At 71.0% G+C, this 5,836-nt stretch carries 2 protein-coding genes and 2 pseudogenes; all 4 read right to left on the bottom strand.

All coding sequences use genetic code 11. The features are described from left to right. The coding region (locus tag A6302_RS26325) for a transposase (protein WP_141703952.1) at nucleotides 1-249 on the bottom strand (249 nt) is incomplete at its 3' end. A 135-nt stretch (nucleotides 250-384) separates the two neighbouring features. After that, a pseudogene (locus A6302_RS19005) lies at nucleotides 385-3,667 on the bottom strand (error-prone DNA polymerase). Next, a pseudogene (locus A6302_RS19000) lies at nucleotides 3,664-5,158 on the bottom strand (DUF6504 family protein). The pseudogenes A6302_RS19005 and A6302_RS19000 overlap by 4 nt, the downstream one beginning before the upstream one ends. Then, entirely contained in the window at nucleotides 5,073-5,807 is a 735-nt protein-coding gene (locus tag A6302_RS18995; RefSeq protein WP_069308346.1) for an ImuA family protein, read from the bottom strand. The pseudogene A6302_RS19000 and the gene A6302_RS18995 overlap by 86 nt, the downstream one beginning before the upstream one ends. Between the last annotated feature and the right edge of the window lie 29 nt (nucleotides 5,808-5,836).

Here is a 5,836-nt window from a genome sequence, read left to right as displayed (position 1 = left end):
TTCCCGCGCCGATTGGCCTTGGGGGATATTGGGCATCATGCCCTTCTCCTCGACCTGGCGACGGATGGTGTTGCTGTCATAGCCCTTGTCGCCATGGAGGATGCGCGCCTGCGGCATCTGCTGGAGAAGGAGCGATCCGGCCGGGCAATCAGCGACATGTCCGCCGGTGAGCAGGAAGGCGATGGGCCCGCAGTCGCGGTCGGTCAGCGCGTGGATCTTGGCCGTGTGTTTGCGGTGCGAGCTGCCGATAGCCTGATTGCGCTTCCCCCTTTCCGTCCTAGGCCGAGCTTTAGGCCTTCACGGGGGAGCTATCAGCAAGCACTTAGGCCAGAATGCTGCCGGTCTGTCGCCCAACTCGATCGCGTCAGGGCATCTGCCTCCCAGCTACCGAAAATCCCGCGTCTTCACCCGGAGCTCGTCGATGTGCCGATGCGGGTCCATGATGCTGCGCGGCGTCGGCAGGCTGCGGCGGTCGGGGGCTGGCGGGCCGTGGTGGAATTCGTCACCGCGGCCGTGGGGCAGCGGGAATGGGCCATCGCGGGCGCGACGCTGGCAAGGTCGGCCGAGAGGTCGGCGAGGCGATGGGCGACGAGATGAACGACCTCGCCCTCGCGCTGGATGCGGCCATGAGCGGCCATCAGGCTTGCGCCGAGCACGGTACGCCGGTTGTCCTCGAACACCTTCGCCCAGACCACGAGATTGGCGATGCCGGTTTCGTCCTCGAGGGTGATGAACATGACGCCCTTGGCCGAGCCGGGGCGCTGGCGGACGAGCACGAGGCCGGCGGCGTCGAGCCAGCGGCCGTCGCGGGCCGCCATCGCCTCGGCGCAGGTGACGATCCGCCGGCGCCGCAGGTCTGCGCGCAGGAAGGACAGCGGATGGCTGCGCAGCGTCAGGCCGGTGTGTCGATAGTCCTCGACCACGTCGCCGCCGGCCGTCATCGGCCGCAGGATCACCGCCGGTTCGGCCACCTCGGGGATGGCCGCCGCCTCGCGGGCGGAGGCGGCGGCAAACAGCGGCAACGGCTCGTCGGCCAGTGCCTTGATCGCCCACAGCGCCTCGCGGCGGACAAGGCGAAGCGAGGGGTGGAAGGCATCCGCCTCGGCGAGGCGGACAAGGGCGGCCTGGGGCACGCCGGCCCGTCGCCACAGATCATCGACCGAGGTAAAGGGCCGGTCGGCCCGGGCCGCGATGATCGCCGCAGCATGGGCGTTGGCAAGGCCGCGCACCATCTGCAGGCCAAGCCGGACGGCGAAATGGTCCGTGTCGCCTGCCCTGTTGCCGGCCGCATCGCCGTGCGGTTCCAGCGTGCAGTCCCAGCGCGAGGCGTTGACGCAGGCCGGCCGCACCTCGATGCCATGGGTGACCGCATCGCGCACGATCTGGGCCGGGGCGTAGAAGCCCATGGGCTGGCTGTTCAGCAGCGCCGCGCAGAACACGTCGGGATGCCTGCACTTGAGCCACGCCGAGGCATAGGCGATCAGCGCGAAGGAGGCGGCGTGGCTTTCGGGAAAGCCGTAGGAGCCGAAGCCTTCGAGCTGGCGGAAGGTCTGTTCGGCAAAGCTCCGGTCGTAGCCGTTGGCGACCATGCCCTCGACCAGCTTGTCGCGAAACCGCGAGACACCGCCGGTGAACTTGAAGGTCGCCATCGACTTGCGGAGCATGTCAGCCTCGCCGGGGGTGAAGCCGGCGCATTCGATGGCAACGCGCATCGCCTGTTCCTGGAACAGCGGCACGCCGAGCGTCTTGCCCAGCACCCGCTCCAGCGCGGGCGTCGGATAGCTAACCGGCTCCAGCCCGGCGCGGCGGCGCAGATAGGGGTGGACCATGTCGCCCTGGATCGGCCCGGGGCGCACGATCGCCACCTGTACCACGAGATCGTAGAAGGTGCGGGGTTTGAGCCGCGGCAGCATCGACATCTGCGCCCGGCTCTCGATCTGGAAGGTGCCGAGCGTGTCGGCCTTGCGGATCATGGCGTAGGTCGGTTCATCCTGGGCGGGAATGGAGGCAAGGTCGTGCCGGATGCCCTTGTGGTCGGCCAGCAAGTCAAGCCCGCGCCGCATGCAGGTGAGCATGCCGAGGGCGAGCACGTCGACCTTCATGAACTTCAGCGCGTCGATGTCGTCCTTGTCCCATTCGATCACCTGCCGGTCGGCCATGGCGGCGGGCTCGATCGGGACGAGGTCGTCCAGCCGGTCGTGGGTCAGCACGAAGCCGCCGGGATGCTGGCTGAGATGGCGCGGCGCGCCGACGAGCTGGCGGGCAAGATCGAGCGTCAGGCGCAGGCGGCGGTCGGCAAGGTTGAGGTTCAGCTCCTTGAGATGGCGATCCTCGATCCCCTCCTGCGACCAGCCCCAGATCTGGCTGGACAGTGTGCGCACGAGATCCTCCGGCAGGCCGAGCGCCTTGCCGACATCGCGCAGCGCGCCCCTGGTGCGGTAGCGGATCACCGTGGAGCAGAGGGCGGCGCGGTCGCGGCCATAGGTGTCGAAGATCCATTGCATGACGATCTCGCGCCGCTCGTGCTCGAAGTCGACGTCGATATCCGGCGGCTCGCGGCGCTCTTCGGAGATGAAGCGCTCGAACAGCAGATCGTTGCGGCCGGGATCGATCGAGGTGATGCCGAGCACGAAGCAGACCGCGGAATTGGCGGCCGAGCCGCGGCCCTGGCAGAGGATGCCCTGCGCACGGGCGAAGCGGACGATGGCGTTGACCGTGAGGAAATAGGGCGCGTAGGCGAGCTTCTCGATCAGCCGCAGCTCGTGCCTGAGCGTGGCGGCGACACGGTCCGGCACGCCGTCCGGATAGCGTATGGCGGCGCTTCATGGGTAAGCTTTTCCAGCGTCTGCTGGGGGGTGAGTGCCGGATCGTCGCGCTCTTCGGGATACTGGTAGGCAAGTTCGCCGAGCGAGAAGCGGCAGCGGTCGGCGATCTCCAGCGTGCGCGCCAGCGCCTCCGGATAGCGGGCAAACAGCCGGTGCATCTCGGAGGGGGGCTTGAGATGGCGGTCGGCGTGGCGCTCGCGGCGGGCGCCGAGCGTGTCGATGGTGAGGTTGTGGCGGATGCAGGTGACGACGTCCTGCAGCATGCGGCGGCCGGGTTCGTGGAACAGCACGTCGTTGGTGACGACACAGGCCACGCCCATCGTCGCGGCAAGCCGGCCGAGGTCATGCAGCCGCAGTTGGTCGTTGGGCCGGCGGCGCAGGGTCAGCGCCAGATAGGCGCGGTCGCCGAATGTCTCCGCAAGGCGCCGCAGCTGCAGCGCGCAGGCGTCATCGGCCTCTTCTGGCAGGAGCACGGCGATCAGGCCTTCACCATGGTTGACGACATCGCTCCAGCCAAGATGGCAGCGGGCCTTGCCGCCGCGCCGCTTGCCGAGCGAGAGCAGCCGGCACAGCCGGGAATAGGCCGGCCGGTCGGTGGGATAGACCAGCAGCGACATCCGGTCCGCAAGGCCGAGGCGGCAGCCGACGACGAGGCGCACGCCCGTCGCTTTGGCCGCTTCATAGGCGCGGACGATGCCGGCCAGGCTGTTGCGGTCGGCGATGGCGAGCGCCTCGATGCCGAGGCGGGCCGCTTCGGTAAACAGCTCCTCGGCCGACGACGCGCCGCGCAGGAAGCTGAAATGCGAGGTGACCTGAAGCTCGGCATAGCGGGCGGCGCTCATCCGAACACCCCGTGCAGGAACCAGCGCTGCGAGCCGGTGGCGGCATCCTCGCCGTCGCCGGCGCGATATAGCCAGTAGCGTTCGCCGGCCTCGTCCTCGACGCGGAAATAGTCGCGCACGGCGGCAAGCTCGGCGTCGCGCTTCCACCATTCGCCGAAGATGCGCTCGGGGCCATCGGCGCGCGTCACCCGGCGGCGCACGCCGCGCCAGGTGAAGGCCACCGGCGGATGGTCCGGCAGGAGTGCGAGGGTCTCGACCGGCTCGGGACGGGCCAGCAGTCGCGCGGGCCGCGGCCAGTGGTCCGGCCAGCCAAGGCCCGTGTCGGGCGCATCGCCGGCACCCGGCAGACGGAGCGCTCCGGCACGTCGCTTGCCACGGGGGCGGCACGGTAGACGGCGCCAAAGCCGACGCGGTTCGCCAGGATATCGACGAGGCCGGAGATGTCCGGCGCCGTCTCCTCCACCAGCGAACAGACGGCCTGCGTCGCGGCGAAGGGTTCGGCGAGGGTGGCGGCAAGGCTCATCAGCTCGATGCCGAAGCCGGGGTCGATGGTCTCGATCCGGTCGCACAGGAGCCGGGTGAGACGCCTGGCGTCGCGCACCGGCATCGCCGTGCCGATGCGGACGATCTCGCGCCGGTTGTCGACCCTGAGGCACAGGAGGTCGAGGCGGCGCGCGCCGAGGCCCTTCTCCTCCAGCGCGGCGCAGAGCCTTGCGACCAGCTCGCCGATGACGCGGGCGATGGTCTCGGCGGCGGCGATCGGCTCGGCGAAGGCGCGGCGCGCCTCGAGGAGGTCCGCCGGCCGCAGCGGCTCGATCGGTTCGGCCGCAAGCCCGAGCGCCTGATCGAGGCGCCGGCCGAGCTCCGGCCCGAAGCGCAGCGTCAGCGGCGCGCGCGGTTGGCTCACGAGATCGCCGATCTGCCGGAAGCCGAGCAGGCGGAGGTCGGCCTCCAGCGGCAGAGCGGCCAGCACCGCGGGGCCGTGACCGGCCGGCGCGACGAAGGCGGGCTGCGCGGCATGGCGCGCCAGCGCATGGGCAGCGCCCCAGCTGTCGGCCACCGCGGCGCGGGCGGTGGCGCCGGACAGGGCGAGACGGCCGACCAGCGCGTCCAACATGGCCGCCTCGCCGCCGTGAAGATGGTCGGCGCGGGTGGTGTCGATGACGATGCCGTCCGGCAGGTCGACGGCGACGACGGGCGCAAAGCGCTGCAGGATCCACAGCGCGAGCCGCTCCAGCGCCTCGGCGTCGCCGGCCGGATCGGCATCGCGCAGCACAAGGCCCGACACCATCGCCTGCGCCTTGGCGACCGGCATGCCGATGCGCAGGCCGCGGCGAACGTCTGCGCGTCCACCGCCGTCAGCACCCGCCGGTTTGCCTTGCGGCCGACAAGAACGAGCGGCGCCTCAGGGAGCGGCACGGCGGCGCCGCGCTGCCGTCTCAGCCGGTCGATCGGCCAATCGGGCAGGAACAGCGAGACAACCCTTGCCATCGCAGGCCTCCAGTTCGAATTCCGCAGTCTCGCCCGCACGGGCCCGCAGCAGCTCCACCCGCCAGCGTGGCCGGCCGAGCCCGGGGACGGGCAGCGGCGGCGAGGGCAGTGCCGAGACCCGCCAGCGGGTCACTGCCGCCGTCGGCTGGGCGAAGTTGGCCGCATCCGCCTGCCGATGCCAGCGGCGGATCGCCAGGCCGAGCGCCCCGGTCGCCTCCGCCGCCAGCTGAAGCCGGCGCGAGGCCGTCATCGACAGCCGCGTGACCTCGCCGACCACCGCGCCGAGCCCGCCATGGCGCAGCCCTTCCTCCATGCAGGCGAGCGCAGTCCTGTCGTCGCCCGCCTCCACGTAGATCACGCGATCGGCCGCAAGGCCGGCCTGCGCCAGCGCCGGCGCGAACAAATCGGACCGGGTGATGCACCAGAGCACCTTGCCCTTCGTGCGCGCGGCGATGCCGGCGGTGAACAGGGCGGCCGCGGCCCCGTCGACCGCGCCGTTGCCGCCCCCCGCAACCTCGTGAAGGGCGCCCAGCGCCAGCCCCCCGCCGGGCAGCCGCGCATCGACCTCGGCGAGCCCGAAGGCCAGCACCGGCCGTGCGGCCCGGCTGCGCCCTTCGATGCGCGCGATCTGGCCCCGCAACGCCGCCATGGTGGTATCCGCCCGCAAACTCCCTCCTC

Source organism: Methylobrevis pamukkalensis (assembly GCF_001720135.1).
GTDB lineage: Bacteria > Pseudomonadota > Alphaproteobacteria > Rhizobiales > Pleomorphomonadaceae > Methylobrevis > Methylobrevis pamukkalensis.
This window is presented reverse-complemented; position numbering and strand designations above follow the sequence as displayed.